Source organism: Mesorhizobium sp. WSM4311 (genome assembly GCF_002295115.1).
GTDB lineage: Bacteria > Pseudomonadota > Alphaproteobacteria > Rhizobiales > Rhizobiaceae > Mesorhizobium.
This window is the reverse complement of the sequence record NZ_NSFV01000009.1, coordinates 192,254-217,083: the sequence shown is the minus strand read 5'-3', so window position 1 is coordinate 217,083 and position 24,830 is coordinate 192,254. Positions and strand designations below refer to the sequence as shown.

Genomic DNA, 24,830 nt, shown 5'->3' with positions numbered 1-24,830 from the left:
GATCGTACGCGCAGGAGCCGGAACGCAGATGCAGAATAGGATGGTGCGCGGCATCCTGAGCCTGTGCCTGGGCGTGCTGGTGTTCTCGCTGCAGGACCCGCTCGTCAAGGCCGTGTCGAGCGGCTATCCGGTGACCGAGGTGATGGCGATCCGGTCGATCGTCGCCCTGCCGATCCTGATCATTCTCGTCCATGCCGATGTCGGGCTGTCGGCAATCCTGTCGAAGCGGTTCGGCTTGCTGACAATCCGCGCCTTCATCCAGTTCACCTCCTACACGGTCTATTATCTGGCCATCGCCGCGCTGCCGCTGGCCGACGCCGTGGCACTCTATTTCATGGCGCCGCTGTTCATCATGGCGCTGGCCGGACCCTATCTCGGCGAACGCGTCTCCTGGCGGACGCTGGCGACGGTGCTCATCGGCATGCTTGGCGTCATCGTGATGGTGCGCCCCGGCGCCGGCCTGTTCGACTGGGCGGCACTGCTGTCGCTCGGCTCGGCGGCGCTCTACGGCTTCTCGCAACTGATGGCGCGCAAGATCGGCGATACCGAATCGTCCACCGTCATGGCTTTCTACCAGAACGGCGCCTATCTCATCGGCGCCGCCGTGGTTGCCGGCACGTTCCATCTCGCCGGCATAAGTCACGCCGTCCACCCCAGCGTCGAATTCCTGGTGCGGCCCTGGATATGGCCGACGCTGCCGGATTTCCTCAAGATGGCCGCCTGCGGTTTCGTCGCCTCCGCCGGCATGATCCTCCTGTCGCAGGGCTACAGGCTGGCGCCGGCCAACCGGGTAGCGACCTTCGAATACACCGGCATTCTGTGGTCGCCGCTCTGGGGTTTCCTGTTCTTCGCCGAGGTGCCGCGGTCGACGACCGTGATCGGCGCGACGCTGATCATCGGCGCCGGTCTGCTCGCGCTCAACACTGGGCGGCGCAAGAGCGCGGCGCCCGTGCTTGCCGCCGTCGATCCGGCCTGATCAGGCGAAGCAGATCAGCGCCCGCTCGACGCGCGAGCGGATTTCGGCCAGCGTGAACGGCTTCTGCACGACATCGAGGATGATGCCGTTCAACTCCTCGGCGCGCTCGCGCTGGTCGGCATAACCGGTCATCAGCATGATCTTCATCGCCGGAAAAAGGGCGGCCGCAGCGATCGCCATCTCGATGCCGTCCATCTCGGGCATGCGGATGTCGGAGACGACAAGATCGTAACCACCATGCGCGGCGCGTATCAGCGCCAAGCCTTGAGCGCCGTCGGCGGCGATATCGATTGCGTGGCCTGCGCGTTCAAGCGCGCGGGCAGCGAGGGTGCGGACGGACTCATCGTCCTCGACGATCAAAAGCTTTGCCATGGCCGGCAATTTGGCCGCGAAAAGTTGACTTTTCCTGAAAGCGCCCAGCCTCCGACCGGGCTAATTTTTCCGGCGCCGTTAAGGCCTTTTTCAGAACTTGTCGGCGCAAGGCAGTGGCCTCACGCATCGCCTTTCACAACACCCACGAACGGCAATTCACGGAAGGCGTGCGCGACATCCATGCCGTAACCGACGACGAAATAATCGGGGCAGTCGAAGCCGACATAGTCGGCGACGAGCGCGGTCTGGCGGCGCATGCGCTTGTCGAGCAGCACGGCGATGGAACAGCTTTTCGCGCCGCGCGACAGCATCAGGTCGCGGGTGAAGGTCAGTGTCTTGCCCGATTCCAGAATGTCGTCGATCAGCAGCACGTCGCGGCCGGCGACCTCATTGTCGATGTCGCGCAGCACCCTCACCTCGCCACTGGTGGTGCCGGCGCCATAGCTGGAAATGAAGATGAACTCGACCTCCGGCGACAGGCCGACATCGTGCATGGCGCGGATCAGGTCGGCGGCGAAGATGAACGAGCCCTTCAGCACCGAAATCACCAGGAGATCATGATAGTCGTGCCCGGCGATCTCCTTGGCGAGTTCGAGATTGCGCCGCGCGATCGCCGACGCCGAAAACAGGACTTCGATGTCCTTGTCGCGTACGATTGGCATTTTTCGCCCCTCAAGTTTTTTGCCCAAACGCCTTCACACCGAGTGTTGAGATTCAGGTCAGGCCGAGTCGAAAACGGTGGTTTCCGAGAACCGGAGCGGAGCGTACTTAAGTACGTGAGCACCGGAAGCGCAGGGAACCGCCGTTTGCAGGCCGGCCTCACCTGAATATCGACACACGCTATTCAGCGAAAGTAACCAAAACGGTCCTTACGCCGTTCTTAGGCACGTCGAGCCGGCTGGCAAAGCCGAATCTTTCGCCCGATGCCAGCGAATGGCCGGATGTCCCCAACGTATAGCGGGTTACGCGCCCATCATTGCCGGTCACGCGGATTTCGAGCGACGGCATTGTCGCAGGCCCCGCCCCGTCATTGGCGGCCTCGCCATCGACGAACAGCACCGGATTGGCGCCCGAGGCGTCGACACGCGAGGTGACGCCTGAAATGGTCAGCGCCGAGGCTTGCGCGCCGGTCAGGAACGGCGCCTGGCGCACCAGCGCATGTCCGCCGGAGACCCAGAAAGCGGCCAAGGCGGCACCGACGCCGGCGATCCAGAAGATCGGCCCGCCGCGCGCGGCCGGCGGCCGTTCCGCCGGCGCTTCCGGCCTGCGCAGCATGTCCATGCCCTCGATGGACGGCGTGGCAATCAGGCGCGGCGGTGAAACGCTTTCCACGGCGGGGACAAAGCGCGGCATCACTTCATAGTCGGCATCGACGATATCAGCCGCCGGGCCGCGCACGATCCGCTCCGCCGCGACGATTGCCGGGGGATCGGTCATGATTTCGCCGGAAACCGGGCGCGCGGTTCGTTCGTCAGCCATCATGGCCCCGTTATTGCGCGTGTTCGCTTTTCGTTTCTTTTGCCTAAACAAAAATGGTTAACGCTTCCCCACCGGAGCCCTCGTGACGCGCCGAAACAAGCCAGAAATTAACCGCCGGTTAACCATGCCGGCCGATGGTCTTTTCGCAGAACAGGCAGGCTCAGCACTGCCAGGAATTTCAGGTCGTCGAAATTGATTCGCTTCGAAAATGTCGGCCTCCGCTATGGCATGGGTCCGGAAATCCTCCGCGACATCTCCCTGCACATCCCGGAGCGCTCCTTCCAGTTCCTGAGCGGACCCTCGGGCGCCGGCAAGACGACGTTGCTGCGGCTTCTGTTCATGTCGCTGAAGCCGACGCGCGGGCTGATCACCATTTTCGGCAAGGACCGCTCGCGCATTTCGCGCACCGAACTGCCGCATCTGCGGCGCCGCATCGGCGTGGTGTTCCAGGATTTTCGCCTGCTCGACCACATGACCACCTATGAGAATGTCGCGCTGCCGCTGCGCGTGCGCGGGCGCGAGGAAGCAAGCTACCGCACCGATGTCACGGAGCTGCTGAAATGGGTGGGGCTGGGCGAGCGCATGCATGTGCTGCCGCCGGTCCTGTCGGGCGGCGAGAAGCAGCGCGCCGCCATCGCGCGCGCCCTGATCGAGCAGCCCGAGATCCTGCTCGCGGACGAACCGACCGGCAACGTCGATCCGCCGCTGGCGCGGCGGCTGCTGCGGCTCTTCATCGAGCTCAATCGTCTCGGCACCGCCGTGGTGATCGCCACCCATGACCTTGGCCTGATGGAACAGGTCGATGCGCGCCGCATGATCCTGGCCGGCGGAAGGCTGGACATCTATGACTGATCTGTCCGCCGAACACTTCGAAGAGCATGAGCAGGAAGCCGAGGCGGCTGAAGCAAGACCGCGCGCCCAGCGCCGAATGGCGCCGATCGTCCCGGCGCAGAACATCGCCGGCCGGGCGCTCGTCCTGGTCATCGCCATCATGACCTTCCTGTCCTGCCTGACCTTCGGCGCGGTGACGCTGGTGCGCGACACCGCCTCGGTCTGGGAGAACCAGATCTCGCGCGAGGCGACGATCCAGATCAAGCCGGCCGACGGCCTCGACATGGAGGCCGCCCTTGCCCAGGCCTCGCAGATCGCGGGCGAATTCCCCGGCGTGAAGTCGACAAGGATCATCGACCGCGATGCGACCGCCAGGCTGCTGGAGCCATGGCTTGGTTCGGGCCTCAACATCGACGAGCTGCCGGTGCCGCGCCTGATCATCGTCACCATCGATGAGAACAACCCGCCCGACTTCGCCGCCATGCGCGCCGCCATCACGCCGAAACTGCCGAGCGCGTCGCTCGACGATCACCGCACCTGGGTCGACCGGCTGGTGGCCATGGCCCGCACCACGGTGACCATCGGCATTGCCGTGCTGGCGCTGATGCTGTCGGCGACGGTGCTGACCGTGGTGTTCGCGACCCGCGGCGCCATGGCCGGCAATGGCCACATCATCGAGGTGCTGCATTTCGTCGGCGCCGAGGCCGCCTTCATCGCGCGCGAATTCCGCCGGCATTTCCTGGTCACCGGCATGAAGGGCGCGGCCGCCGGAGGTGCTGCGGCGGTGCTGGTTTTCATCGTCTTTTCCTGGTGGTCGTCACGCAATATGGCGACGCCGCAGGCCGACCAGGCGACTGCCCTGTTCGGCAATTTCGCCATTGGGTCGGCGGGCTATCTCGGCGTCGTCCTCATGGTGCTGGTGATCGGCGCGCTGACGGCGGCAACCTCGCATGCCACCGTCGTCGCCTATCTCAGCGACATCGATGTTCGCCAACCCGACGCATGAAAAGCAACTTGCTCTGGCGGAAATCGAAGCAGGATGATCACGGATGGAGAAACGACGTAACGCAAAGTGCGTCTTTTACCTACCCAAGGCCGCATTTCAGGATTAACCATATGGCCATGGACGTGCGGGATTCGACCGGGACGGTTGGACAGATGCCAGTGGTGGTTGCGCGTCTGCGCGACCATAGCGGGATTAGCCGTTTAAAGACCGCAGTGCGGATATCCGCGCTCTCCCTCCTCATTTTCGCAACGCTGTTTGCCGGCGGCTTCGGCTGGTTCGCCAACAAGGTCGCCCATCTCACCACGCCAGCCAATCCGGCCAAGGCCGATGCCATCATCGTGCTGACCGGCGGCCAGTCGCGCCTTGACGCGGCGATGGATCTGCTGGCATCCGGCAAGGGCGAGCGGCTGTTGATCAGCGGCGTGCATCCGTCCGCCAGCCGGCGCCAGCTCCAGGCAGCCACCGGCGGCGACAAGAACCTGTTTTCCTGCTGCGTCGACATCGACCGTGCCGCGTTGGATACGATCGGCAATGCCGAGGAAAGCGCCAAATGGGTCGAAAGCCACGCCTATGGCACGGTGATCCTGGTCACCAACAATTACCACATGCCGCGCAGCCTGCTGGAAATGGGCCGCCTGCTGCATGGCGCCAAGCTGGAACCCTATCCAGTGGTCAATTCCAATCTCGACAATGGCGGCTGGCTGACCAAGCCGCGGGCGTTGCGCGTGCTGTTCACCGAATACACCAAATACCTGCTGGCGCTGGCGCGCGGCATCGTGCCGGTGAAACCGACCCCGGACGGCATTGCGCTGGCCGAGACCGCGGCCGGCGGCTGAGCCCCCGGCGTTCCATCATCATTCCTTGTCTGTCCCCTTCGACACGGCCTTCAGGCGGCTGACCTCCTGCTCGAGCTGTTGAATGCGCCTCTCCCGCTCCCCAAGCGCTGCCGCCACATCAGCCGCTTCGAAGCGCTGCGGGATGTGTTGCGGGCAATTGGCATCCCAGGCCGAGACGGTGAACAGGATGATCTGCTCGGGACGTGCCTTGTAATCCTGCGGCATCAGCCTCGCCATCAGCTCGGCATCGTTCTCGACGACGCGCGCCGTGCCCCAGATCTTGATGCGCTGGCGCAGCATGTAATCGATCAGGAACAGGAAGGCGCGTGGATTGTCCGCCAGATTGCCTTGCGTGATGAACTGCCTGTTGCCGGAAAAATCCGCGAAGCCGATCGTCTTTTCGTCCAGCACCTTGAGAAAGCCGGCCGGGCCGCCGCGATGCTGGATGTAGGGCTGGCCATCGCCATTGGCCGTCGACAGGAAGACGCTGGTCTGCATCTCAATGAAGGCGGCTAGGTCCGGCGTGATGACAGCCTGCCAGCCACCACGCTCCTCGACGCGGGCGTAGGACTGGCGCGAACCCTTGCGCGCCTGGATCGCCTTGACGGTCGGCGTGAAGGCGACATCGCTGGTGAAAGCATGCGCGTCCATCGAAACCTCCTTGCCTGAAACCGGCTTCCAGCCGACGCAATTCCCGACAGAAAACCGCTTCACACTTTTCCTGGAACTGCTCTAAAGCCCGAGCGCCGACAAAGTCGGATGGTCGTCCGGGCGACGCCCCAACGGCCAATGGTACTTGCGATCAGCCTCGCTGATCGCCAAGTCGTTGATGCTGGCGATGCGCAGACGCATCAGCCCGTGCTCGTCGAACTCCCAGTTCTCATTGCCATAGCTGCGGAACCAGGAGCCGCTGTCGTCGTGCCATTCATAGGCGAAGCGCACGGCGATGCGGTTGCCGTGGAAGGCCCAGATCTCCTTGATCAGCCGGTAGTCGAGTTCGCGGCTCCATTTGCGCGTCAGGAAAGCCTGGATGGCATCGCGGCCCTGCAGGAATTCGGCGCGGTTGCGCCAGCGGCTGTCGATCGTATAGGCGAGCGCCACCCGTGCCGGATCGCGCGAATTCCACGCATCCTCGGCCATGCGGGCCTTTTGCGCGGCGGTCTCGGCGTTGAACGGCGGAAGGGGTGGGCGACTTTCAGACATGAGAACTCCATGGCGCGGCTCTGCTGCGAACTGACATATAGCCCCTTCCATTCCTGAAATGGAGATGGCATATTTGCAACCGTTCCTTCCATTTTCCGGAAGAAGTTGTGGATCGTCTCGAAGCCATGTCGCTCTTCGTCGCGGCGGTGGAGGCCGGCAGCCTTTCCGTCGCGGCCTGCCGTTTCGGCATTCCCCTGGCGACCGTCAGCCGCAAGGTTTCCGATCTTGAGCGCCATCTCAACACCCGGCTCCTGAACCGTTCGACGCGCCGGCTGACGCCGACCGATGCCGGCGAAGCCTATCTTGCGGCCTGCCGCCGCATCCTTGATGACGTTGGCGAGGCTGAACGCGGCGCGGCCGGCGAGTACAGCGCTCCGACCGGTGAACTGGCCATCACCGCGCCGGTCGTGTTTAGCCGTCTCCATGTGTTGCCGGTGGTCACCGGCTTTCTCTCGGCCTATCCCGACGTGGATATCCGCCTGACCCTGGCGGACCGCATAACCCAGCTGGTCGAGGACCATTTCGACCTCGCGCTGCGCATCGCCCAGTTGCCGGATCCGAGCCTGGTCGCCATTGGCGTCGGCGCGATCCGCCGCGTTGTCTGCGCCAGCCCGGCCTATCTGGCCGAACACGGCACGCCACGATCCCGGAAGATCTAGGCACCCACAGTTGCATCACCTTCGAGGGACTTTCCTCCGCCGCCCGTTGGAGCTTCGCCAGAGGCAAGACGGACGTCACGGTCCAGGTCCGCTCGCGCCTGCAGGTCAACACCGCCGAGGCGGCGATCGATGCCGCGATTGCCGGCGTCGGGCCGACGAAAGTGCTTTCCTATCAGGTCGATGCCGCCGTGCGGTCCGGCATGCTGCGCATCCTGCTGCAAGAGTTCGAGCCGGAACCGTGGCCAGTGAGCCTGGTGCATGCGGGCCACGGCCTGCTGCCGGTCAAGCTGCGCGCCTTCCTCGACTTTGCCGCACCGCGTCTGAAGGAGCGGCTGGCGCGATTGGAGTAGCGTGCCTGCGCTGGCGTGAGCCATGCTTCAGCATCGGCCGGGACACTGCTGCGCCATTTCCTTTTTCCCCGCGCTTGGTGTAACCAACGCACACTTCCTCACCGGACCTCCCCCATGCTCCATGTCAGATCGCTGGCGTTCAATTTCGTCTTCTACGTCAATCTGATCGTCCAGATGATCCTCTGGACCCCCTATTATTTCCTGTCGCCCCGCCACCGCGCCTGGTTCGTGCCGAAATTCTGGTCGCGCAGTTGCATGTGGCTCTACGACAAGATCGCCGGAACGAAGAACGACATCACCGGGCAGGAAAACCTGCCCGAAGGCTCCTTCATCCTGGCGCCCAAGCACCAGTCGTTCTGGGATGCGATCGCCTTCTTCCCTTTCCTCCAGGACCCGCTCTACATCCTCAAGCGCGAGCTGACCTGGATCCCGTTTTTCGGCTGGTACATCATGAAGATGCGCATGATCCCGGTCGATCGCGGCAGCCGCTCCAAGGCCCTGAAGGCAGTGGTCGCGGCGACCAAGCAAGAGATGGCGCGCAACCCGCGCCAGTTGATCATCTATCCCGAGGGCACGCGCCGGGCGCCGGGCGACGAGCCGGCCTACAAATACGGCATCGTCGAAATCTACACGCAGCTTGGTGTTCCCGTGGTGCCGGTTGCCCATGTCGCCGGCCTCTATTGGCCGCGCCGCAAATTCCTGCGTTATCCCGGCACCATCAAGGCGCGTTTTCTGCCGCCGATCCCACCGGGCCTCGGCAAGGACGAGTTCATGGCGAGGCTGATCGGCGAGACGGAAGCGGCTTGCGACCAGCTCCTCATCGAGGCATCGCGCGCCCCCAACCCGCCCGCCTTCCCGCCGACGGCGTTGAAGCGGCTGCGGGAGCTCGGCGCGAAGGCCTGAACGCCTCCAGCCGGGCGATCAGCCGTAGACGGCCAGCGCGGTGGTCAGCACCAGCGTGGCGGCAAAGATCAGATTGATGATCCGCGAAGCGACAGGCCTGCGCAGGAAGCGCGCGAACGCCGCACCGGCAAGCAGCCACACGGCATGGATGACAACGATCATCGCCGCCAGAACCGCCAGCTTCAGCCATAGGCCGAGTTCCGCGCCGTCCTGGCTGGACGAGGCGCCGGCGAACACGGCGGCGATCGCCACATAGGCTTTCGGGTTGGCGACAGCCAGCAGGAACCCGGCCAGCCAGGTCGGGCGCGCAGCGTCGGCCGTGCGCGCCGCCAGCGGCGGCGCCGTGGCGATCCTGAACGCGAGATAGAGGATATAGGCTGCCGAGGCGACAACCAGCACCGGCGCCAGCTTCGGCATCGAGCCAAGCACCGCCATGATCCCGGTCGCCACGACCAGCAGCACGGCGACCGTGCCGAGAACGATCCCCAAGGTGTAGCGCACAGAATCGCGCAGACCGAAGGCGGCGCCAACAGCGGTGACGCTTATCGTTGCCGGCCCTGGACTGCCCATGACCACCGTGGCGGCCAGCACCAGGGCGAGCAGAGGCCGCCAAAGCTGCGGCTGCGAAAGAAGCGGCTCGGTCATCGCACCCTCTGTCTTGCCAATGGCGAAGGACGCTATGGCAAGACGGGAGCGTGGTCTTGGACGTTCGTGCGTGGGGCGGCCGAAGCCTCAGTCGCTCGCTTTGTCGAGCTCGGCCATGTCGTCGGCGGTCAATTTCAACGACGCCGCCTTGATCAGGCTGTCCATCTGGCTGGGCTTGGTGGCGCTGGCGATCGGTGCGGTGACACCTGGCCGCGCGATCGCCCAGGCAAGAGCGACTTCCGCCTGTTTCGCCGAATGCTTGGCGGATATGGCATCCAGAGCGGCCAGAATGCGCATGCCGCGCGCATTGAGATAACTGCCGACGTCCTCGCCGCGCTCGCTTTGGCCGAGATCGGCCTCGCTGCGGTATTTGCCGCTCAGGAAACCCTTGGCCAGGCTGAAATAGGTGATGACGCCGATATCCTCGGCCACGCACAGATCGCGCAACGGCCCATCGAAGGAGGAGCGGTCGTAGAGATTGTATTCCGGCTGCAGCACCTCATAGCGCGGCAAGCTGCGCAGGCTCGCCACATCGAGCGCGGCGCGCAATTGGCCGGCGTCGAGGTTCGAGCAGCCGATATGGCGGACCTTGCCCTTGGCAAGCAGCTTCTCATAGGCGCCAAGCGTCTCCTCATAGGGCGTGGCCGGGTCCGGCCAGTGCGACAGATAGAGGTCGATGACATCGGTCCGCAGTCGCTTCAGCGAGGCCTCGACGGCCTTTTCGATATAGGCGGCGGAGAGGTCCTTGTGCCCCTGCCCCATATCCGAGCCGACCTTGGTGATCACCACGACCTTGTCCCGGTTGCCACGGTCCTTCATCCAGTTGCCGATGATGGTTTCCGATTCGCCGCCCGTGTTGCCGGGCACCCAGCGTGAATAGGCGTCGGCCGTATCGATGGCGTTCAGTCCGCCCGCGACGAAGCGGTCGAGCAGGTCGAAGGAGGTTTTCTCGTCGGCGGTCCAGCCGAAGACGTTGCCGCCCAGAACCAGCGGCGCGATGGAAAGGTCGGTGCGACCGAGACGGCGTTTCTGCAAGATGGTTCTCCGTGATGATTGGGTTGGGGCGCATGCCGCCCGCTGGCTGGGTTCGGAGCCTAAGCTAGGTCGTCCCGCGTCGAGGTCAAAGGCCTGACCGCCTATTTGAGCAGAGCCAGTGCTTCACGATGGCGCTATCCCCCGTGCCACATCCTCCAGCCAGTGGTCGCGGATACCCAGTGCCTCCAGATGCTTCAGCGTGCTGAGCACATAATCCTCGTTGTTGCCGGATTGGCCGGCGGCGCCGCGCACCACCGCCGCCGCATGCGCGGCATCCAGCGCGCCGGCATATTGCTCATGCTTGCGGTCGACGATGTAGGCGACCGCTTCGACCGTGCCGCCGCCGTCGAGGCGGACCTTGAGCGTGCGCTCGAGATAGACGCTGGTGACGAGTTCGCGCTCACGCAGATAGGCGATCACCTCGTCGCGCAATTCTCCGGGCACGCGGAAAGCCAGGCCGACGCAAGAGCCGCCATGGTCGAGGCCAAGCACCAGCCCGGGCCGCTCACGCGTGCCACGGTGCACGAAGGAATAGACACACAGCGAGCGGCGATAGCCGTGCAAATGGGCGCGCCGCGTCTCGACATGTGCGAAACCCGGCCGCCAGATCAGCGAACCGTAGCCAAACACCCAAAAATCGCCCATATCGCCGTGCCTGATTGCAAAAAGAATGGCCACACCGCACCGGAATCCGGTGTTTTTCCGTCCGTCCCCGGCTACCTATTCGTCAATGTCTACCAAGTGTTGTCGGAATCGAAGGTCCGTCCACCAACACCGTGGGTTAATGAGAGCCAAAGCATGACGTCAAGTGACGAACGCCAACCAAAGTCCCGCCGCGGCCTGTTCTGGCTTGCGGCGTTCATCGTTGTGCTGTTCGCCATCTACAGCGGCGGCTGGTTCTATCTGGCCAACAGGGTCAGGACCGAGGCAGACAAGGCGGTCGCCACGCTCAACAAGAGCGGCATCGAAGCCGGCTGCGCCAATCTCCAGGTCAGCGGCTATCCCCTGAGCTTTACCGTCTCTTGCGACAATCTGGCGTATGAGGACGATGCCAAGAACATCGCGGCCTCGGCCGGCTCCTTCAATGCCGTCGCCCAGATCATCCAGCCCTTGTCGCCGGTCGCCGATCTGCGCGGTCCGCTCAGGACCTCCGTCCCCGGCATGGTGCCGCTGTGGATCGACTGGGACAATCTGCAGGCCAAGGTCAAACTGTCATGGCCGCTGCCGCAGCGCATCGCGCTGCAAGCGGAAGGCCTGTCGGGCCAGACCGATCCAGCCGACGACACCGATCCGGTGGAACTGTTCAGCGCCGGCAGGGCGGCCGGCCAGCTGCAGCCGAACGGTCAGGACGTCGATTATGTCGGCAGCTTCACCGATCTGGAAATCGACCCGGATGCGATCGGCGGCCGCGTGCTGCCGGCGCTCGATGCCAGCGGCGACGCCACGCTGAAGAATGGCGTCGCGCTGATCGGAACGCAGGTGAAGAGCCTTCGCGGCCAAAGGGTCGAGATCCGCAACCTCGATTTGTCGTCAGGCACGGCGCGAGTCACTGTTTCCGGGCCGCTGTCGGTCGACGCCGAAGGCCTGGTCGACGCAGATCTGATGATCAGGATCAAGGATCCGAAGGCCGTGGCGGCCATTCTGGCCGGTGCCATACCCGAGCAGAAGAATGCGATCGAACAGGGTTTTGCCGCGCTTGCCATGCTCGGCAGCGAACCGTCGATGCCGCTGAAAGTGGTCAAGGGCAAGGCCTCGCTCGGCTTCATCCCGCTCGGCAAGATCAAGCCGGTGCAATAGCGCGCCATGCCGGGACCCCCGAGGCTCCTCAGTGTCGGCGCGCTGACGCTGGACACCATCCTGCGTGTCGAGACGCTGCCCACGCATCAGGGAAAGTTCATCGCCGCCGATGGCGTGCAGATCGCCTCAGGCATGGCCACCAGCGCTGCCTGCGCCGCGCATCGGCTGGGCGCCGAGGTGTCGCTGTGGGCGAGCGCCGGCGACGATCCGGTCGGCGATCAGCTGATCGCCGGGATCGAGGCCGAGGGTGTCGACTGCAGCTATGTCCGCCGCGTCAGCGGCGCCCGCTCGGCATTGGCCTCGATCCTGGTCGACGCGCATGGCGAGCGCATCATCGTGCCTTTCTATGACAGCCTGGCCCAGGCCGACCCCGGGGCATTGCCTTTCGCGGACATCACGGCATTCGATGCCGTGCTAGTGGACGTGCGGTGGCCCGGTGCAGCGACACTTGCCCTCGAGGCGGCGCGCGCGGCCGGTCGGCCGGCAATCCTCGATGCCGATACGGCGCCGCTGGCGGTGCTGGAGCAGTTGTTGCCGCTGGCTTCGCACATCGTCGCCTCGGAGCCCGCGGTGCGCATCATATGCGGCCAGGCGCTGGATCTGGCGAGCGCTTGCACCGAAATGGCTTCCCGCACCGATGCGTTCGTCGCCGTCACCGGCGGCGCGGCAGGCACCTGGTGGTTCGATCGCGCGTCGGGATCATCCCGCCATGTCGCGGCGCCAAGGATCAAGGCGATCGACACGCTCGCCGCCGGAGACGTCTTTCACGGCGCCTTTGCCGTCGGACTGGCGGAGGCCATGCCAGTCGAGCGGGCCTTGCGCTTTGCAAGTGCCGCCGCCGCGCTCAAATGCTTGCGCTTTGGCGGCAGGCTCGGCGCGCCGGACCGGGCCGAGACGCTGGCCATGGTCATGGCGACCTGGCCCGAAACAGCCTAGTTCTTCGACGGATGCTCCACCGCCTGGCGGCCGAAATCGGGCACGTCGATATCCTGGCCGGCCTCGATGATCGAGCGGCGCACGGCGCGGGTGCGGGTGAACAGATCGAACAATTTGTCGCCATCGCCCCAGCGGATCGCCCGCTGCAGGAATGCCAGATCTTCCGAGAACCGCGCCAGCATTTCCAGGATCGCATCCTTGTTGTGCAGGCAGACGTCCCGCCACATGGTCGGGTCGGAGGCGGCCAGACGGGTGAAGTCGCGAAAGCCGGAGGCCGAATATTTGATGACTTCCGTCTTGGTCACCGATTCCAGATCGTCGGCGGTGCCGACGATGTTGTAGGCGATGATGTGCGGCAGATGCGAGACGATGGCCAGCGTCATGTCGTGATGCTGGGGATCCATCGTGTCGATGTTGGCGCCGCAGCGGCGCCAGAATTCCGACAGCCTCTCGAGCGCGTCCGGATCGGTGCCCGGCAGCGGCGTGAAGATGCACCAGCGATTGTCGAACAGATCGGCGAAACCGGCATCCGGTCCGGATTTTTCCGTGCCCGCCAGCGGATGGCCGGGAATGAAATGAACGCCATCAGGCACATGCGGCTGCATCTGCGCGATGACCGAGGCCTTGGTCGAGCCGACATCGGTGAGGATGGCGCCCTTCTTCAGCGCCGGCGCGATCTCCCCAGCCACCGCGCCGGACGAGCCGACCGGCACCGAGACGATAATCAGGTCGGCATCGCGGACCGCTTCCTTCGCATCCGTCGTGTATGAATCGCCCAGTCCAAGTTCCTCCGTCCGCTTCAGCGTCGCGGCGCTGCGGGTCGAGATGGCAACGCGGCCGGCAAGGCCCTCGCGTCGGATGACGCGGGCCAGCGACGAGCCGATCAGGCCGATGCCGACCAGCGCGATCTTTTCAAACATCGGTGATGTCATGGTGTTCCTGCTTTTCGGGCGTTCTAGCTTTTCAGGAATGTCGTGAGCGCGGCGACAACGCCGCGATTGGCCTCTTCCGTGCCAACGGTCATGCGCAGCGCGTTGGGGAAGCCGTAGCCGGAAACGCGCCTTAGGATATAGCCGCGCCCGGTCAGATAGTCGTCCGCCGCGGCCGCCGAATGCTTTTGATCGTCGGGAAAGTGAATGAGCAGGAAATTGCCGACGCTGGGCGTCACCCGCAGCCCGAGCCCGGTCATCTCCTGGCTCAGCCAGGTCAGCCAGGTCTCGTTATGCGCTACGCTGCGCTCGACATGGGCGCGGTCGCGGATTGCCGCGATGCCGGCCTCGATCGCCGTCGCGTTGACGTTGAAGGGACCGCGCACGCGGTTGATGGCGTCGACGATGTGCATGGGCGCATACATCCAGCCGATCCGCGCGCCACCGAGGCCGATCTTGGAGAAGGTGCGGGTCATGACCACATTCTCGGCGCTGCCGACCAGTTCGATGCCGGCTTCATAGTCATTGCGGCGGACATATTCGGCATAGGCCGCGTCGAGCACCAGCAGCACATGTTTTGGCAGGCCGGCATGCAGGCGGCGCACCTCCTGGAACGGCACATAGGTGCCGGTCGGATTGTTGGGATTGGCGAGAAACACGATCTTGGTTCGCGGCGTGACGGCCGCCAGTATCGCATCGATGTCGGCGCGCTCGTCGGTCTCCTTGACCGCGATCGGCGCAGCCCCTGCCGACTGGATGTAGATCTTGTAGACCATGAAGGCGTGTTCGGTGAATATGGCCTCGTCGCCGGGTGCGAGATAGGTCTGCGCCAGCAGGCCGAGGATCTCGTCGGAGCCGTTGGAGCAGATGATGTTCTGCGCGTTGAGGCCATGCACTTCCGCGATCGCCTCGCGCAGCCGTCTGGCGGTGCCGTCGGGATAGATGTCGAGCCTGGCGGCGACTTCACGCGCGGCCTCGATCGCCTTCGGCGACGGGCCAAGCGGGTTCTCGTTGGACGACAGCTTGTAGACCTTGGCGACACCGGCGGGTGCGGCGCTCTTGCCCGGCACATAGGCGTCAATGTCCATGATGCCCGCGCGCGGGGTTGGACGTGCCTGATCCGGTGTCTGGTTCATTTTTGCAAAATCCATCGAAAATGCCTCGATCCGGAGGCCGCAGCGGAAATACAAGCCGTGGCCGATAATGTCGAGAGGTGGCAGTGGTGCCAGCAGCCGGTCCAGATGCCGGCCGAGATGTCGGCCCAGATGTCGGCATTGACGGCAGGGCGGGCGAGTTCTAGAAGGACAGCAACAGTTCCGTGGTGATTTGGCCGGTCGGCTTGCAGCCACGTTAAACAATTCGCTAAAGGGCCGTTTGCGTGACGTAACCGGCTTTGCGAAGGCAATGCCGGTTTTTTATTGTCCGCGGCCGGCCGGACGGACGCATCGGCGGCGATTTTTCGCCCGATATGATGCAGTAGGTGAGACGAGAATGGCCGCTCTGCGCGCAGGAAAGACCAACAACGAGGCCGACCAGCCGTCGAGCCCGGTGTTGCGCTTCGGGGCGGACAAGCCGCTCAAGCTCGACGCCGGCACGCTGCTGTCGCCGTTCCAGATCGCCTACCAGACCTACGGCACGCTGAACGATGCACGCTCCAATGCCATCCTCGTCTGCCATGCGCTGACCGGCGACCAACATGTCGCCAGCACCAATCCGGTGACCGGCAAGCCGGGCTGGTGGGAAGTGCTGATCGGCCCCGGCAGGATCATCGACACCAACCGTTTCTTCGTCATCTGCTCCAACGTCATCGGCGGCTGCCTGGGCTCCACCGGGCCAGCTTCCACCAACCCCGCCACCGGCAAGCCCTATGGGCTTGACCTGCCCGTCATCACCATCCGCGACATGGTGCGTGCGCAGCAGATGCTGATCGACCATTTCGGCATCGAGAAACTGTTCTGCGTGCTCGGCGGCTCGATGGGCGGCATGCAGGTGCTGGAGTGGGCGTCGAGCTATCCCGAGCGCGTCTTTTCGGCGCTGCCGATCGCCACCGGCGCGCGCCATTCCTCGCAGAACATTGCCTTCCACGAGGTCGGCCGGCAGGCCGTCATGGCCGATCCGGACTGGCATGGTGGCAAATATTTCGAACACGGCAAGCGCCCGGAAAAAGGCCTGGCGGTGGCGCGCATGGCCGCCCACATCACCTATCTCTCCGAAGCCGCCCTGCATCGAAAATTCGGCCGCAACCTGCAGGACCGCGAAGCGCTGACCTTCGGCTTCGACGCCGACTTCCAGATCGAAAGCTATCTGCGCCACCAGGGCATGACCTTCGTCGACCGCTTCGACGCCAATTCCTATCTCTACATGACGCGGTCGATGGATTATTTCGACCTCGCCGCCGACCATGGCGGCAGGCTGGCGGACGCCTTTGCCGGAACCAAGACCCGCTTTTGCCTGGTGTCGTTCACATCGGACTGGCTGTTTCCGACCGAAGAAAGCCGCTCCATCGTGCACGCGCTCAACGCCGCCGGCGCCTCGGTGTCCTTCGTCGAGATCGAGACCGATCGCGGCCACGATGCCTTCCTGCTCGACGAGCCGGAACTGTTCGCCGCCATCAACGGCTTCATCGGTTCCGCGGCGCGGGCGAGAGGGCTAAGCGCATGACCCCGGAAAGTTGCAGCCTTTCAGGATCGGGATCATGCGCCGCAAAGGAGATGACATCATGAGTGTCAACGGCAGCCAGCGCGTCGACCTAGAGGTCGTCGCCAACCTCATCCCGCCGCAGTCCCGCGTGCTCGACGTCGGTTCGGGCGACGGTTCGCTGCTTGAATTGCTGCAGGACACCAAGCAGGTCGACGGCCGCGGACTGGAACTGTCGCAGCGCGGCGTCAACGAATGCGTGGCGCGCGGCCTCTCCGTCATCCAGGGCGATGCCGACAAGGATCTCGAATTCTATCCCGACAAGGGCTTTGACTTCGTCGTCCTGTCGCAGACCTTGCAGGCGACGCGCAACCCGAAGCTGGTGCTCGACGAGTTGCTCCGCATCGGCAACCGGGCGATCGTCTCCTTCCCCAATTTCGGCCATTGGCGGGTACGTCTGTCGCTGTTCGTCAAGGGCCGCATGCCGGTGACGCAGGACCTGCCCTATTCCTGGTACGACACCCCCAATATCCACTTCTGCACCATCCGCGACTTCGTCAACCTGTGCGAGGAGCTTGGCGCGACGGTGGAAAAGGCGACCGCGCTCGACGCCGCCGGCCAGAAGATCGGCCTGTCCATGCCCTGGTGGTTCTGGAACTTCTTTGGCCAGCAGGCGGTGTTTCTGCTGAAACGGAGCTGACGTTACGGCGCGTATTCGACCAGCTGGTGGTTCTCGTCCGCAAGCTCCTCATCGATGATTGAAGCAATCGTTGCCCAATCGCCTCCCGCCAGACCCGCGCCAATCCTGGGATAGCCGATCCTCCGGCCGGCGAATCCAGCCTTGACCGCCTTCATGACACTGCGGATGGCGCCATAGTCAGCCTTCACGCCCTGGCCCTGCCAATGGAACTGGGTGTAGCCATTGATGACGTGGAAATTTCGATCTTCGCGCCGGATCTCGGCAACCGAGATAGTACCCAGCTTGGAGCGGTCGCCTTTCACGGTCGCGATATCCGCGGCGTAGGCCTCTGGAAACCGCTGCTTGATGGAAAGGGCAATGCCCTTGCCCATCTGGCATTGGCAATTGCAGCCATGCAGGATCGCGTCGAACTCTCCGTCGAGCGCAAGTTGCAACAGATCGCCACGAATCGTCCGCATGGGCAGTTCCATCAGCCAAGCACATCGGTAGCCTTGTGCGGATGCTCGACGCCGTCAACGATGATTACGTCGGAGTCCGAATTATCGGTGCGCAGTGAAAGGATCGCCTGATAGGCGGGCGAAGCATACCACTCGCGCACATGCTGGCGGTCAGGAAATTCGATGACGATGAGGTTGCCCGGCCAATCGTTCTCGATCACCTCCACATCGCCGCCATGGACCAGGAAACGGCCGCCGAAAGGCTCCAGCGTGGCATCGATCCTGTGCAGATACTCGACGATCTGCGGACCCATCGTGACTTGGCGCATATGGGCGATGGCGTAAGCGGTCATGACGTAACTCCCTTTGCATCGAGACCGACCAACCGGCCTCGCCAGGGCAATCTGCCGGAACACCTGACACAAAGCGATTACGCCCGAGGTAATGGAATCGGCGCCTTCGACGGCCGGCGACAGGCGCTCTTGCGCATTTTCACCGGTCGAGTTCCGGAAAATACGGATCCGAAAGGAACCGCCTGTCGCGTTCGCCTTGCAGGCAGTCGATCGGCGCGTCCGCGTCGACGGGGATGATCCTGGCCTTGTCCTGAATACCGCTCACTTCGAGGATCAGCTTGCGCCGGATGGCTGTGGAAAATTCGGCAGCCGAGTAGATGGGCAGCACGAAAGAGCCGGGTCCGCCGGTCACGCACTGCGCATAGTACTGGTCGAGATGCTTGAAGGTGGGCGATGGATTGATCAGGATCGGCAGGCCGTTGATGACGATGCCTTTTGCGGTTGCCGCATCGCGCGTCGCGGTGACCGGCGGCCCGATATTGTTGGGGCCATCGCCCGATATATCGATGACGCTGCGCTCACTGGCGAAATTCGTCCTGCCGAACAGCCCCGTGCCGAAGGCAATTGCCGTGGAAATCGAGGTGCCGCGAAAACTCCGGAACGGGCGCGCCGCCACCTTGTCGGCAAAGCTGTTGGCGCTTTGCGCGCCATCGATGATCTGCCAGTCGATGACCGCGTCGTCGCGCACCGTGCCGGCCCATTCGAAATAGGCAATCGCGATGCGGCCGGTATTGCCGGACCGGACGGCCTGGATGAAGTCGGGATGGCGCAGCGCCTCGACATAGCCGGCGCGTTGCAGGGCGAATTCCTTCTCGTCCATCGACAGGGATATATCGACCGCCAACACCAATTCGACGTCGACAGCCAGCGCACCCGATGGCGAGGCAACGGGCGTTGGCTGGACACAGGCAAGACAGGCAAGCAGGCGCAGAGCATCAAGCATCGCCACCGCCAAGTTTTGTTTCTCGGGGAAATCTTCCTTCGCGATCGCGGCGAAATAAAGCTTGCAGCGAGAGTGCGGGAAACGGCCCTACTTCTTGCGGCGGACCGCGACCGGCGGCGGATCGATGGCGCCGGCCCTGACGTGGGCGGGCTTCAGCGCTGGCGCACCGGAATCCTTGACGATCGTCAGGCCGCGCGGAAAGAACTGAATATTGTGCTGCCCGCGCCCGATGTTGATGATCGTGGCGCCCTTCAGATGCTTTTCCAGCATCGCCAGAACACGCCGCAGCGAGGGGCCGTCGAACGCATCCATGGCTTCGTCGATGATCACCCATTTCGGCTGCCGCAAGGCGAGCCTGGCCACGCCCAGCAAGCGCTGCTCGTCATCGCCCAGTTCATGGTCCCAGCGCCCGACGCGGTCGAGCGAGGACGACAGCCGTTCCAGGCCAACCTCGGCCAGCACCGCCACAATGTCGGCGTCACTCGCGGGCGCATGCCCGTTGGCGTGATTGAGCACTTCGCGCAACGTGCCGGCCGGCAAATACGGCACGCGTGGCACGAAGATGAGGGGTTCTCCGGCCGGCAGGCCGATTTTTCCCCTGCCCCAGGGCCACAGCCCGGCAATGGCGCGGAAGAACAGCGTCTTGCCGGCGCCGGGTTCGCCGGTGATCATCACGCGATCGCCGGCGCGGATCTCGACATGCTGCTCGGAGAGTTTTGTGCAGCCCTCCGGCGAGGCCACCTGGAGCTTCTCGAACGTCAGGCTGCCATTGGCGTTCTGATCGAAGGTGATGCGCCTTTCGGTGTCGTGCAGCACATCGGTTTCATCGAGCGCGATGCGGAAGTCGGCGACACGCATCAGCGTGGCCCGCCAATCGGCGATGCTGCCGATATTGTTGATGAACCAGCGCAACGAGGAATGGACCTGGTTGAAGGCGCCGACCGCCATCATCAGCCCACCAAAGCTGATGTCGCCCGAGAAATAGACGGGCGAGGCAACCAGGATCGGCGCCACGACGGTGATCCAGCCATAGGTATCGGTCACCCAGGACAGGTTGATCTGCGCGGTATAGATGCGCCGCATGGCGCCCAGCACCGTGCCGAGGTCGAGTTCGAGCCGCTGCCTGGCGTCGGCCTCGCCATGGTACAGCGCGATGGCATCGACATTTTCGTTGACGCGCACCATCGAGGAGCGCAGCTCCGCCTCTCGTGTGTAGCGGTCGCTGTTCAGTTTGATGAGCGGCCGGCCGACCAGCCAGCTCAGCCAGGAGGCTGTGCCGGCATAGAGGAACGCCGCCCAGACCATGTAGCCCGGTATGGCCAGCGACCAGTCGTTGATGTGGAAGACGAAACCCGAAGACAGTTCCCACAATACGCCGACGAAGGACACGAGCAGGATGAGCGACTGCAGGAGCCCGACGCCGAGATCGGTGGACAGGTCGGACAGATGCGCCGCATCCTGCTGCATGCGCTGGTCGGGATTGACGCCGATGGCGCCGGCATTGGCCAGCCGGAAGGCGCGTGCCGGCCGCATCCACTGGTCGATCAGGTCGAGCGTCAGCGCCTCGCGCAGCTTCAGCCGGATCATCTGGTTGAGCCAGGTCTGGCCGATATTGAGCACCAGCAGCCCGCCGGCGATCATCGCAAAGACAAGGAGCTGGTGCACGAAGGCCGCCATGTCGCGGCGTGCCAGCGCATCGTAGAAGGGCTGGTTCCAGCGGTTGAGCAGGACCTGGCCGATCGAGGTCGCGATGATGACGGCCATGATGCCGACCGACGTCCTCAGCAGCCATTTGCGGACCGGCGACACCACCAGCGCCCGCCTGATCGTCGCAACCTGATCACGCAGGCTGCTGGCCTCGACAGCGACCGGCTGAACGGTGGCCTGATTGTCAAGTTGATCAGCCATGTCAGAGGTCCTTGCGTTCAGGTGCGATGCTGAAACCGGATGATGACGGCATCCGCATATCAGGCAGGTAGCGAGTTCACCACGACAGATAGGTCGAGGAGGGACGCGCCGTGCGCGTTTCTAGCATGATCACGAAGGTTTCACCTGGCGAGACGGCATGGCCCCGCCTGTCGCCTCGGCCCGGCGGCCGAGCCGCGTCGCGCCGTGTGGCGACAGCACCGGCACGAAGACGCGGCGCGAGGCGCGCTGGGCGACCGGCACGCCCTGATAGAGCCGCTTCTGCGCCTCGACGATGATGACGCCGGAAAAGATCGGCCACAGCCGCCGGCCGGCGCGCTCCAGCACATTGTGGAAGCGCATCATGAAGCGCCGCCGCGATGGCGGGAAGAACAGGGCATCCGACCAGGCGGCCGGCGTGAAATTCGCCTCGCGCAGCAGTTCCGTCAGTTGCCCGCGCGAGAACGGGCGGCCATTGCCGAACGGTGTGTGCTCGAAGCGCGCCCAGACACCGCGCCGGTTGGGCACGACGATGACGACGCGCCCCGCGGGCGACAGCACCCGCCAGATCTCGTTCAGCGTCTCGCGCGGGTTTTCGACATGTTCGAGCGAATGGACGAGCAGCATGCGGTCGATGGAAGAATCGACCAGCGGCAGTTCCTCGTCGAAGACCAAAGCGGTCGCCGTCGGCCCGGTTGCCGGCCAGACCACGGCGCCCTGCGTCGCCGGCATGAAGGCAAAGACCCGCTCCGCATCGGAGCCGAAACGCTCCAGCCAGGGCAAGGTATAGCCGAGCCCGACCAGCCGTTCATTGGGGACAGCCGCCCATATCGACGACAGTGCCATGGTGATCGAACGCTCGGCGAACCGGCCAAGCGTTGTCGAATAGAAGGAGCGAAGGTCGACGATGTCGGAATGCATGTGAGGGATGTAGCCGCGATATCGGCGTGTTTCAACAAAAGGCCTCGAAAGAGGTCCGCGTCACGAGATGTTACTCGACATCCCTGGATGACATTCCCGCGCTGGCGCCCTATGTCTGCGGCGACAATGGAGAAAGCCGAGATGGCGGTCGAAATCGAACAGTTCATGTGCCGGAGCGACAATTTCGGCGTGCTGGTGCATGACCCCAAAAGCGGGCAGACGGCGATCATCGACGCGCCCGAGGAAGCGCCGATCCTGGCCGCGATCAAGCGCACCGGCTGGACGCCGACGATGATCCTGACCACGCATCATCATATGGACCACGTCGAGGCCAATCTGGCGCTGAAGGAGCGCTTCAAGCTGCGCATCGTCGGCCCGGAGGCGGAAAAGGCCAAGATCCCCGGCATCGACGAAACCGTCGAGGAGGGCTCCGTCCTTCATCTTGGCGACGAGCGCATCGAGGTGATCGCCACACCCGGCCATACCGCCGGCCATGTCTCCTATCATCTGCCGGCATCGCAGGTGGCGTTCACCGCCGACACGCTGTTTGCGCTGGGCTGTGGGCGGCTGTTCGAATGCAAGCCGCCGGTGATGTACGACTCGCTGAAGAAACTCGCAGCCCTTCCCGCCGCGACGACGATCTATTGCGGCCATGAATACACGCTCGCCAACGCCCGTTTCGCGCTGACCGTCGACCCGACCAATTCGGCCTTGAAGGAGCGCGCCGCCAGGATCGAGGCACTGCGGGTCGACAACAAGCCGACACTGCCGACGACGATCGGCGAGGAACTGTCGACCAATCCCTTCCTGCGCTGGCACGATCCGGCGATCCGCAAGCATCTCGGCATGGAAAAGGCCGGGGACGCCGAGGTGTTCGCCGAGATCCGCAAGCGCAAGGACAATTTCTGAGCAGCTCCGACCGATGACCAGCGCAGCAGAAATCATCGCCACCCTCGGACTGAAGCCGCATCCGGAAGGCGGCTGGTACGCGGAAACCTTTCGTGACGAGGCCGGCGGAGCGCGCGGCCATTCGACCGCCATCTATTTCCTGCTGGAACAGCACCAGCTTTCCGCCTGGCACCGGGTCAAGGACGCAGCCGAGGTCTGGCATTTCCATGCCGGCGCGCCGCTGGCGCTGTCGATGTGGCAAGAAGGCGCTGCCGTCATTGAGCAGGTGCTCGGCATCGGCCTCGCGGCCGGCGAACGGCCGCAGATCGTCGTGCCGGCGGGCTGGTGGCAGTCGGCGCGCAGCCTGGGCGAATGGACGCTGGTCGGCTGTACGGTCGCGCCGGGCTTTGATTTCGCCGCCTTCGAACTGGCCGAGCCGGGCTGGAATCCTAACCCAGCAGGAACCCCAGCGTAATCCCAAGCTGGGCTGCGTAGTACAGCACCCAGACGGCCAAACGCATCCAGGCGCGATGCGGCGAGATGGCCGCCACCAGAAATTTCTCGGTGGCCAGCAGACCGTCCGATGCCATGAACAGCACCGCGCCGCCGATGACCCAGGCGCTGTTGGTGGTCAGCGCCGCCATGCCCATCGCCAGGATCGCCACGACATAGATGGCGATCGGCACGCGCAGGCCGGGGCCGACACGGCGCCAGAGCGCGGCCAGCATGACGATGACGAACACCGCCAGTGCCAGCGCGATCGCCCCGCGCCAGGGCTCGGCCCCAAGCAGTCCCAACCCGCCGCCGCTGCGCAGGAACAGCGCGATGTAGACGATGTGGGCGACAAGGAAGCTGGCGAGCCCACCGAGAAACGCCTTTTCGCCGTCGCGCGACAAGAACGCGTCGCCCGCCGCGCTGAGCGCAAGGGCCGCGACCAGCAGCAGCGGGCCGCCTTGCAGCGCCGAAAGCACGGCAAGCATCGCGACCGCGAGCGTCTTGGCCGCGGAGCGGGCGAGGCTCGGCGGCATGCCCAGCGTGAAGGCATAGATCACCGCCGCCACCAGCGAGAAGATCAGCGTCGCATTGGCATTGGCGTCGATGCCGCCGGCAAACGGCATCGTCATGCCGCGGCTCCGCTTTCGGATGCCTTGGCTTGGCTCTCGGCCTGGGCCGGCTTGCGCAGGAACAGCGACTTCGCCGCCAGGGCCGCGCCACCGGTGATGAGCACGCAGGCGGCGAGGATACGCAGCGACGGCTCGGCAACGCCGGCCGCAATCAGCACCAGCGTCGAGAGCAACGGCGCCAAGTAGCTTGCCGCGCCCAGCACCTGAATGTTGCCGCGCTTGACGCCGATGTCCCAGGCATAGAAGGCCGCACCCACCGGCATCAGGCCAAGTCCGAGCACGGCCAGCCACTGGCCCGCGCCATTTGGCAGAACGGTTTGTTCCAGCGCCAGATGGCAGACGAGCGACAGCACGGCGGTCGCCGCGCAGAACCAGGTGACGATGCTGGTCGGCACCGAGGGAAAGCGCCGTGACAAAAGCGAATAGGACGACCAGAGCAGGGCGCAGACGGCCGCCATGGCGTAACCGAAGGCGTAGCGCGCATCGAAGGCCAGCCCGCCGCCCTTGGTGACGATCAGCACGGTGCCGGCCAGGCCGAGCAACGCGCCGACGACATGGTTCCACGCCAGCTTTTCGCCCGGCATAAGGGCGGAGCCGAGCACGATCAGCAGCGGCCACAGATAGGCGATCAGGCTCGCCTCCACCGCCGGCGCGTTGCGTAGCGCTGTGAAATAGAAAAAGTGGTAGCCGAACAGGCCGGCAATACCGATCAGCCAGACCTGCGGCGGTATTTTCTGGCTCTCGGCGGCCGGCATGAACAACCGCGCGACAAGGCCGACGCCGGTGCCGATCGAGAAGGTGAGCGCCGACAAAAGGAACGGCGGCACCTTGCCGGACGCATCGGTGAGCAGCGCCAGAAGCGCCCACATGGCGACCGCTGAAAAACCGATCAGTGTTGCGCGCCCCATTCCTGCCCCCGACGGCGCACCGAGGCGCCCACCACAATCTCGGGAAACCGCGTGGCG

General features: G+C 64.4%; 28 protein-coding genes, 1 pseudogene and 1 riboswitch. Of the genes and pseudogenes, 12 read left to right on the top strand and 17 right to left on the bottom strand.

What is annotated here, in order from left to right; all coding sequences use genetic code 11:
- Positions 1-28 precede the first annotated feature (28 nt).
- The gene (locus CK226_RS23940) at positions 29-976 is read left to right on the top strand and encodes a DMT family transporter (protein WP_095793225.1); all 948 of its coding nucleotides are present in this window, start codon (positions 29-31) and stop codon (positions 974-976) included.
- Here CK226_RS23940 and CK226_RS23935 read toward each other — a convergent pair whose 3' ends face one another.
- The 3 genes from CK226_RS23935 to CK226_RS23925 all read right to left on the bottom strand — a co-directional run bounded on the left by CK226_RS23935 (position 977) and on the right by CK226_RS23925 (position 2,830).
- Positions 977-1,348 (bottom strand): response regulator, encoded by a 372-nt coding sequence (locus tag CK226_RS23935; RefSeq protein WP_010911735.1) that lies wholly within the window; start codon positions 1,346-1,348, stop codon positions 977-979. It abuts the gene before it with no gap.
- 119 nt (positions 1,349-1,467) lie between these two features.
- Positions 1,468-2,010 (bottom strand): hypoxanthine phosphoribosyltransferase, encoded by a 543-nt coding sequence (hpt, locus tag CK226_RS23930; RefSeq protein WP_010911737.1) that lies wholly within the window; start codon positions 2,008-2,010, stop codon positions 1,468-1,470.
- 178 nt (positions 2,011-2,188) lie between these two features.
- Positions 2,189-2,830: a hypothetical protein gene (locus tag CK226_RS23925; protein ID WP_095793224.1), complete on the bottom strand. Its 642-nt coding sequence runs from the start codon at positions 2,828-2,830 to the stop codon at positions 2,189-2,191.
- A gap of 189 nt (positions 2,831-3,019) precedes the next feature.
- Here CK226_RS23925 and ftsE point away from each other — a divergent pair, with 189 nt between their 5' ends.
- The 3 genes from ftsE (at position 3,020) to CK226_RS23910 (ending at position 5,500) form a co-directional block, all read left to right on the top strand.
- Positions 3,020-3,679 (top strand): cell division ATP-binding protein FtsE, encoded by a 660-nt coding sequence (gene ftsE, locus CK226_RS23920; protein WP_010911739.1) that lies wholly within the window; start codon positions 3,020-3,022, stop codon positions 3,677-3,679.
- Positions 3,672-4,664, top strand: a complete 993-nt coding sequence (locus tag CK226_RS23915) for an ABC transporter permease (RefSeq protein WP_095772264.1) — start codon at positions 3,672-3,674, stop codon at positions 4,662-4,664. The genes ftsE and CK226_RS23915 overlap by 8 nt, the downstream gene beginning before the upstream one ends.
- Before the next feature lie 110 nt (positions 4,665-4,774).
- Positions 4,775-5,500, top strand: coding sequence for a YdcF family protein (locus CK226_RS23910; protein ID WP_095772263.1), 726 nt, complete (start codon positions 4,775-4,777; stop codon positions 5,498-5,500).
- 18 nt (positions 5,501-5,518) lie between these two features.
- On the opposite strand, the gene CK226_RS23905 is transcribed toward CK226_RS23910, so the two are convergent.
- Together CK226_RS23905 and CK226_RS23900 are read right to left on the bottom strand one after the other, a co-directional pair.
- Positions 5,519-6,151, bottom strand: a complete 633-nt coding sequence (locus CK226_RS23905; protein WP_095793283.1) for a pyridoxamine 5'-phosphate oxidase family protein — start codon at positions 6,149-6,151, stop codon at positions 5,519-5,521.
- An 81-nt stretch (positions 6,152-6,232) separates the two neighbouring features.
- Entirely contained in the window at positions 6,233-6,703 is a 471-nt protein-coding gene (locus CK226_RS23900; RefSeq protein ID WP_095772261.1) for a DUF1348 family protein, read from the bottom strand.
- Between the two features lie 107 nt (positions 6,704-6,810).
- Between CK226_RS23900 and CK226_RS23895 the strand changes: the two are divergent.
- Both CK226_RS23895 and CK226_RS23890 read left to right on the top strand, forming a co-directional pair.
- Positions 6,811-7,712, top strand: a pseudogene (locus tag CK226_RS23895) (LysR family transcriptional regulator).
- 114 nt (positions 7,713-7,826) lie between these two features.
- Positions 7,827-8,615, top strand: coding sequence for a 1-acyl-sn-glycerol-3-phosphate acyltransferase (locus tag CK226_RS23890; protein WP_095772260.1), 789 nt, complete (start codon positions 7,827-7,829; stop codon positions 8,613-8,615).
- An 18-nt stretch (positions 8,616-8,633) separates the two neighbouring features.
- Here the strand turns inward: CK226_RS23890 and CK226_RS23885 are convergent, their stop codons facing one another.
- The 3 genes from CK226_RS23885 to CK226_RS23875 form a co-directional block, all read right to left on the bottom strand.
- The gene (locus tag CK226_RS23885) at positions 8,634-9,260 is read right to left on the bottom strand and encodes a LysE family translocator (protein ID WP_095793223.1); all 627 of its coding nucleotides are present in this window, start codon (positions 9,258-9,260) and stop codon (positions 8,634-8,636) included.
- An 87-nt stretch (positions 9,261-9,347) separates the two neighbouring features.
- Positions 9,348-10,295, bottom strand: a complete 948-nt coding sequence (locus CK226_RS23880) for an aldo/keto reductase (RefSeq protein ID WP_095793222.1) — start codon at positions 10,293-10,295, stop codon at positions 9,348-9,350.
- 123 nt (positions 10,296-10,418) lie between these two features.
- Positions 10,419-10,940, bottom strand: a complete 522-nt coding sequence (locus CK226_RS23875) for a gamma-glutamylcyclotransferase (RefSeq protein WP_095793221.1) — start codon at positions 10,938-10,940, stop codon at positions 10,419-10,421.
- Positions 10,941-11,093: 153 nt separating this feature from the next.
- Here CK226_RS23875 and CK226_RS23870 point away from each other — a divergent pair, with 153 nt between their 5' ends.
- The gene (locus CK226_RS23870; RefSeq protein ID WP_095793220.1) at positions 11,094-12,092 is read left to right on the top strand and encodes a DUF2125 domain-containing protein; all 999 of its coding nucleotides are present in this window, start codon (positions 11,094-11,096) and stop codon (positions 12,090-12,092) included.
- Positions 12,093-12,098: 6 nt separating this feature from the next.
- Complete coding sequence (locus CK226_RS23865) at positions 12,099-13,028, top strand: sugar kinase (protein ID WP_095793219.1); 930 nt, start codon at positions 12,099-12,101, stop codon at positions 13,026-13,028.
- Here CK226_RS23865 and CK226_RS23860 read toward each other — a convergent pair.
- Complete coding sequence (locus tag CK226_RS23860) at positions 13,025-13,960, bottom strand: prephenate/arogenate dehydrogenase family protein (RefSeq protein ID WP_179301115.1); 936 nt, start codon at positions 13,958-13,960, stop codon at positions 13,025-13,027. The two genes, CK226_RS23865 and CK226_RS23860, sit on opposite strands and share 4 nt — an antisense overlap.
- Positions 13,961-13,983: 23 nt before the next feature.
- Positions 13,984-15,093, bottom strand: a complete 1,110-nt coding sequence (hisC, locus tag CK226_RS23855) for a histidinol-phosphate transaminase (RefSeq protein WP_095793281.1) — start codon at positions 15,091-15,093, stop codon at positions 13,984-13,986.
- A gap of 172 nt (positions 15,094-15,265) precedes the next feature.
- A riboswitch (SAM riboswitch) is annotated at positions 15,266-15,343 on the top strand.
- Between the two features lie 105 nt (positions 15,344-15,448).
- Here hisC and CK226_RS23850 point away from each other — a divergent pair.
- Positions 15,449-16,618, top strand: coding sequence for a homoserine O-acetyltransferase (locus CK226_RS23850; protein WP_095772253.1), 1,170 nt, complete (start codon positions 15,449-15,451; stop codon positions 16,616-16,618).
- A 58-nt stretch (positions 16,619-16,676) separates the two neighbouring features.
- The gene (gene metW, locus CK226_RS23845; RefSeq protein WP_095793280.1) at positions 16,677-17,294 is read left to right on the top strand and encodes a methionine biosynthesis protein MetW; all 618 of its coding nucleotides are present in this window, start codon (positions 16,677-16,679) and stop codon (positions 17,292-17,294) included.
- A 2-nt stretch (positions 17,295-17,296) separates the two neighbouring features.
- Here the strand turns inward: metW and CK226_RS23840 are convergent, their stop codons facing one another.
- The 5 genes from CK226_RS23840 to CK226_RS23820 form a co-directional block, all read right to left on the bottom strand.
- Positions 17,297-17,764, bottom strand: coding sequence for a macro domain-containing protein (locus CK226_RS23840; RefSeq protein ID WP_095793218.1), 468 nt, complete (start codon positions 17,762-17,764; stop codon positions 17,297-17,299).
- Positions 17,764-18,084 carry a DUF1330 domain-containing protein gene (locus CK226_RS23835; protein ID WP_095793217.1) on the bottom strand — a complete coding sequence of 107 codons (321 nt, stop codon included), beginning with the start codon at positions 18,082-18,084 and terminating at the stop codon, positions 17,764-17,766. The genes CK226_RS23840 and CK226_RS23835 overlap by 1 nt, the downstream gene beginning before the upstream one ends.
- Positions 18,085-18,223: 139 nt before the next feature.
- Complete coding sequence (locus tag CK226_RS23830) at positions 18,224-19,027, bottom strand: DUF1194 domain-containing protein (protein WP_095793216.1); 804 nt, start codon at positions 19,025-19,027, stop codon at positions 18,224-18,226.
- Positions 19,028-19,114: 87 nt separating this feature from the next.
- On the bottom strand, positions 19,115-20,935 hold the full coding sequence (locus CK226_RS23825) for an ABC transporter ATP-binding protein/permease (protein ID WP_095793215.1): 1,821 nt from the start codon (positions 20,933-20,935) through the stop codon (positions 19,115-19,117).
- A gap of 129 nt (positions 20,936-21,064) precedes the next feature.
- Positions 21,065-21,853, bottom strand: a complete 789-nt coding sequence (locus CK226_RS23820) for a methyltransferase domain-containing protein (protein WP_095793214.1) — start codon at positions 21,851-21,853, stop codon at positions 21,065-21,067.
- A gap of 141 nt (positions 21,854-21,994) precedes the next feature.
- Here CK226_RS23820 and gloB point away from each other — a divergent pair, with 141 nt between their 5' ends.
- Together gloB and CK226_RS23810 are read left to right on the top strand one after the other, a co-directional pair.
- The gene (gloB, locus tag CK226_RS23815; RefSeq protein ID WP_095793279.1) at positions 21,995-22,762 is read left to right on the top strand and encodes a hydroxyacylglutathione hydrolase; all 768 of its coding nucleotides are present in this window, start codon (positions 21,995-21,997) and stop codon (positions 22,760-22,762) included.
- A 13-nt stretch (positions 22,763-22,775) separates the two neighbouring features.
- Positions 22,776-23,216, top strand: a complete 441-nt coding sequence (locus tag CK226_RS23810) for a cupin domain-containing protein (protein ID WP_095787899.1) — start codon at positions 22,776-22,778, stop codon at positions 23,214-23,216.
- On the opposite strand, the gene CK226_RS23805 is transcribed toward CK226_RS23810, so the two are convergent.
- Together CK226_RS23805 and CK226_RS23800 are read right to left on the bottom strand one after the other, a co-directional pair.
- A complete protein-coding gene (locus tag CK226_RS23805; protein ID WP_095793213.1) occupies positions 23,191-23,865 on the bottom strand; it encodes a lysoplasmalogenase family protein in 675 nt (224 codons plus the stop codon). The genes CK226_RS23810 and CK226_RS23805 overlap by 26 nt on opposite strands.
- The gene (locus tag CK226_RS23800) at positions 23,862-24,773 is read right to left on the bottom strand and encodes an EamA family transporter (protein ID WP_095793212.1); all 912 of its coding nucleotides are present in this window, start codon (positions 24,771-24,773) and stop codon (positions 23,862-23,864) included. The genes CK226_RS23805 and CK226_RS23800 overlap by 4 nt, the downstream gene beginning before the upstream one ends.
- Positions 24,774-24,830 lie beyond the last annotated feature (57 nt).

Coding starts and splice junctions, on each gene's coding strand:
- gloB (WP_095793279.1), top strand. CDS start 21,995: ATGGCGGTCGAAATCGAACAGTTCATGTGCCGGAGCGACAATTTCGGC.
- CK226_RS23915 (WP_095772264.1), top strand. CDS start 3,672: ATGACTGATCTGTCCGCCGAACACTTCGAAGAGCATGAGCAGGAAGCC.
- CK226_RS23820 (WP_095793214.1), bottom strand. CDS start 21,853: ATGCATTCCGACATCGTCGACCTTCGCTCCTTCTATTCGACAACGCTT.
- CK226_RS23890 (WP_095772260.1), top strand. CDS start 7,827: ATGCTCCATGTCAGATCGCTGGCGTTCAATTTCGTCTTCTACGTCAAT.
- CK226_RS23850 (WP_095772253.1), top strand. CDS start 15,449: ATGGCCGCTCTGCGCGCAGGAAAGACCAACAACGAGGCCGACCAGCCG.
- metW (WP_095793280.1), top strand. CDS start 16,677: ATGAGTGTCAACGGCAGCCAGCGCGTCGACCTAGAGGTCGTCGCCAAC.
- CK226_RS23830 (WP_095793216.1), bottom strand. CDS start 19,027: ATGCTTGATGCTCTGCGCCTGCTTGCCTGTCTTGCCTGTGTCCAGCCA.
- CK226_RS23835 (WP_095793217.1), bottom strand. CDS start 18,084: ATGACCGCTTACGCCATCGCCCATATGCGCCAAGTCACGATGGGTCCG.
- hisC (WP_095793281.1), bottom strand. CDS start 15,093: ATGAACCAGACACCGGATCAGGCACGTCCAACCCCGCGCGCGGGCATC.
- CK226_RS23905 (WP_095793283.1), bottom strand. CDS start 6,151: ATGGACGCGCATGCTTTCACCAGCGATGTCGCCTTCACGCCGACCGTC.
- CK226_RS23865 (WP_095793219.1), top strand. CDS start 12,099: ATGCCGGGACCCCCGAGGCTCCTCAGTGTCGGCGCGCTGACGCTGGAC.
- CK226_RS23825 (WP_095793215.1), bottom strand. CDS start 20,935: ATGGCTGATCAACTTGACAATCAGGCCACCGTTCAGCCGGTCGCTGTC.
- CK226_RS23810 (WP_095787899.1), top strand. CDS start 22,776: ATGACCAGCGCAGCAGAAATCATCGCCACCCTCGGACTGAAGCCGCAT.
- CK226_RS23935 (WP_010911735.1), bottom strand. CDS start 1,348: ATGGCAAAGCTTTTGATCGTCGAGGACGATGAGTCCGTCCGCACCCTC.
- CK226_RS23870 (WP_095793220.1), top strand. CDS start 11,094: ATGACGTCAAGTGACGAACGCCAACCAAAGTCCCGCCGCGGCCTGTTC.
- CK226_RS23800 (WP_095793212.1), bottom strand. CDS start 24,773: ATGGGGCGCGCAACACTGATCGGTTTTTCAGCGGTCGCCATGTGGGCG.
- CK226_RS23910 (WP_095772263.1), top strand. CDS start 4,775: ATGGCCATGGACGTGCGGGATTCGACCGGGACGGTTGGACAGATGCCA.
- CK226_RS23840 (WP_095793218.1), bottom strand. CDS start 17,764: ATGGAACTGCCCATGCGGACGATTCGTGGCGATCTGTTGCAACTTGCG.
- CK226_RS23875 (WP_095793221.1), bottom strand. CDS start 10,940: ATGGGCGATTTTTGGGTGTTTGGCTACGGTTCGCTGATCTGGCGGCCG.
- CK226_RS23805 (WP_095793213.1), bottom strand. CDS start 23,865: ATGACGATGCCGTTTGCCGGCGGCATCGACGCCAATGCCAATGCGACG.
- CK226_RS23885 (WP_095793223.1), bottom strand. CDS start 9,260: ATGACCGAGCCGCTTCTTTCGCAGCCGCAGCTTTGGCGGCCTCTGCTC.
- hpt (WP_010911737.1), bottom strand. CDS start 2,010: ATGCCAATCGTACGCGACAAGGACATCGAAGTCCTGTTTTCGGCGTCG.
- CK226_RS23925 (WP_095793224.1), bottom strand. CDS start 2,830: ATGATGGCTGACGAACGAACCGCGCGCCCGGTTTCCGGCGAAATCATG.
- CK226_RS23860 (WP_179301115.1), bottom strand. CDS start 13,960: ATGACATCACCGATGTTTGAAAAGATCGCGCTGGTCGGCATCGGCCTG.
- CK226_RS23940 (WP_095793225.1), top strand. CDS start 29: ATGCAGAATAGGATGGTGCGCGGCATCCTGAGCCTGTGCCTGGGCGTG.
- CK226_RS23900 (WP_095772261.1), bottom strand. CDS start 6,703: ATGTCTGAAAGTCGCCCACCCCTTCCGCCGTTCAACGCCGAGACCGCC.